The 2,767-nt window shown below is 62.8% G+C and carries 1 protein-coding gene; it reads left to right on the forward strand.

Annotated elements, in window-relative coordinates; all coding sequences use genetic code 11:
* The coding region (locus OXG98_18170; GenBank protein MCY3773936.1) for a hypothetical protein at positions 1–2,767 on the forward strand (2,767 nt) is incomplete at both ends.

The raw sequence follows: 2,767 nt of genomic DNA on the forward strand, positions 1-2,767 counted from the left end.
AGCGTACCCTGATCGAAGACATTGCCGTTAGCGTGAGCGAAACGGTCCTGCCCGCTGCCCTGCCACCTGGCGTTCGGCAGATCGCCGACGCCGTGGAGATCGCGATCGGCGACGAGCATCAGCAATACATGAACGGGCCGTTGACCGTCACAATGACGCTACCGGAGGGTACGCGGGAAGACGGCGACCTTGTTGTGCTCCTCTATGAACCCGCCCTGGGAAGATGGTTCGGCGCCACCATGAGAAGTCATGATCCGGGCAGCGACACAGTGGCGTTCGAATCCCGCGTTTTCGGTGCCTTCGTCGTGGGCAGCGCCACGTCCCCGTTGCCCGGCGCGTTCAACACGGGGTTCGACCCCGCCGCGCACGGATTCAGGGTCGAAAACGAGGAGGTCGAATACCACACCCGGGGTGGAAACGCCTTCGGGATGGCCGCGTTTGCGATCTATCACTTCAACTTTGCCGAAAACGAACTCAATGACCTTTGGAGCCGCAACGTGCAGAGGGTGGTTGCGACGCTTGTACAATCGACTACCCCCTCGATGTACCTCGACAGTGGTTGGTGGCGTTCCTTTCGGTTCGACCCGTCGGCGACCAGGCGAACGATTCAAATCACCCGCACCCCTGTCGTGCTGATGCTCACCCGGCTGGATGGCCGACACGCCGTAGTCGCCTATGGTTACGACGGCGATGAGTTCCTGGTCTATGACCCGAGTTACCCCGATCAGGCCGGAAGAACGACGGGTGGCGGCAAGAACTACGCATCCGGAAACCGCGTGTATACGGTTTCCCATGCCGTCCAACTGGGGAGCGTCGGACGGATTCAGGACTTCGAACGTCTAGAAGAGGCCGCGGGCGCAGGATTTCCGGACTCAGATCTGCTCAACGTCAATGTTCTGGACGGCCAGGAAGTGCATGGCAGGAGGCTCGGCTTTTCGGGCGACCTTAGCGGCGTACTCACCTACGAAGACGTACGATTGTCCCTGTACGACGGCCGGTATCCCCACCTAGTGGCAAGGAATCCGGATGCTTCTTTCGACGGTTCGTTGAACGTTCGCTACGGCGCGAACGCGTATGCCTTCCTGGCGGGTCGAAGTGCGGCACCGAAGAACGCCCTGCAGTCGAAACCGCTCAGGGGAAGGTACTGGGAAGCGCCCTCCGCCGCGCTGATACGCCGCGTCACCGGAGTTACCGACAAAGCGGCATTGCGCATAACCATCGGCTGGAAGGCGCCGTCCGACATGGACCTGCTTGTGCAGGAGCCTGAAAACGGCGAGGTCCTTTTCTGGGGAAACCGCGCGACGGTAAACGCGCTGAAGCTGGATGAAGACAACCGGGGGTTTGATGCCGGCGATTTCGAACACACCGAAACGGCTTTGCTGCTGGAATCGCGGGAGCCGCTTGCCGGCGAGTATCGCGTTTTCCTTCACCAGTACGACGATCATGGGTTGAACGATCGTGTCGATGTGTTAGTGGATGTCGAACTCTACGAGGGGCACGGTTCCAGGAACGTCCCGTTTCTGCACGGGTCAACCGTCCACAAGGGTCAATACGGGCTCGACGGAGCCACCACGGTTGCAGAACTTCTGAACGGCAGCGCGGTGGAGGTGGCGCGCGTCGACCCGGAATTGGGCCAGATCTGTTTCTTCGACCCGGCGAGCGGCCGGTTCGACGAATGTGCAGACAGGACAAAGCCGGCCCTGGGCCCCCCGGAACCCGTGACGGCGCCGAACGGTGAAATGGCGAGCGAGAAGCCGGACAGCGGTGGCCCGCCGGCCTTGCAGCCCGGGTCCGACCTGGAGATCTCGATCGATTCGGATGCCTTGCCGGCGTCGGACTGCACGTTCGAGAGCCCATGGCGGGCCTGCTACCATACCCGGAGTGCCGTTGCCGGCGACCTCGTTGAAGTCAAGGTCGAAATGCCGCAAGCGCCTGCCGGCGTCTGGCATGGGGCCTGGTGTGCGAAAGCCACTTCGGAAGGGCTGTGCGGCGGCCGCCACGACAACACGGACAGGCTCGAGAAGCGCTTCGCCGGGAACGCGACGCTCAGTTTCGTCACCAGGGCCCCGCAGGATGCGACGTCGTTCTGGATCGTCGGGGAAGTCCGCGAATGCGAAAAGCCCATCTGCTATTGGCCCGCCGACTACACGGAGGTGGAATTTCACCACATCGAGGTCGACGTGCAGGCAAACCCCGCGGGCGCAGGCGACGCATCGCTCTTCTGGCTGGACGGCGGCCTCGTCCGGCAGTCCGATCTCGAGGGTACGTCGATCAGGAACGTCGTCGATTTCGGAAGGGATGTGGGACAGGACCTCGCAATTGACCTGGCTGGCGGCAAAGCCTATGTGATCGATGCGGATTCCGGGACCATTCGCCGGGCGAACCTGGATGGCTCGTCGGTGGAGACGGTAGTCAGCGGGCTGCAACGAGCGGATGGAATCGCGCTGGATGGCGAGGGCAAGATGTACTACGCCGCCGAGGGAATCCACCGCGCCGATCTCGATGGCTCGAACCGCGAAACGCTGATCGCTTCGCTACCCTGGCCCCAGGATATCGCCCTCGATACGGCCGGCTCGATGATGTACTGGGTCGACCACGCAGCAGGCAGGATACAACGTGCACGGCTGGACGGATCGGGGTTGCAGGACCTGGTGGCCCGGGGCTTGAGGTTGCCGGAAGGTATCGCGCTCGACCTCGCCGGCGGCAGGATGTTCGATCGGCCACCAGCCCGGCCTGGAGCCCGGCATCTTCGGCCTGATCCTGGTCG

It is taken from the genome of Gemmatimonadota bacterium (assembly GCA_026706345.1).
Lineage (GTDB): Bacteria > JAAXHH01 > JAAXHH01 > JAAXHH01 > JAAXHH01 > JAAXHH01.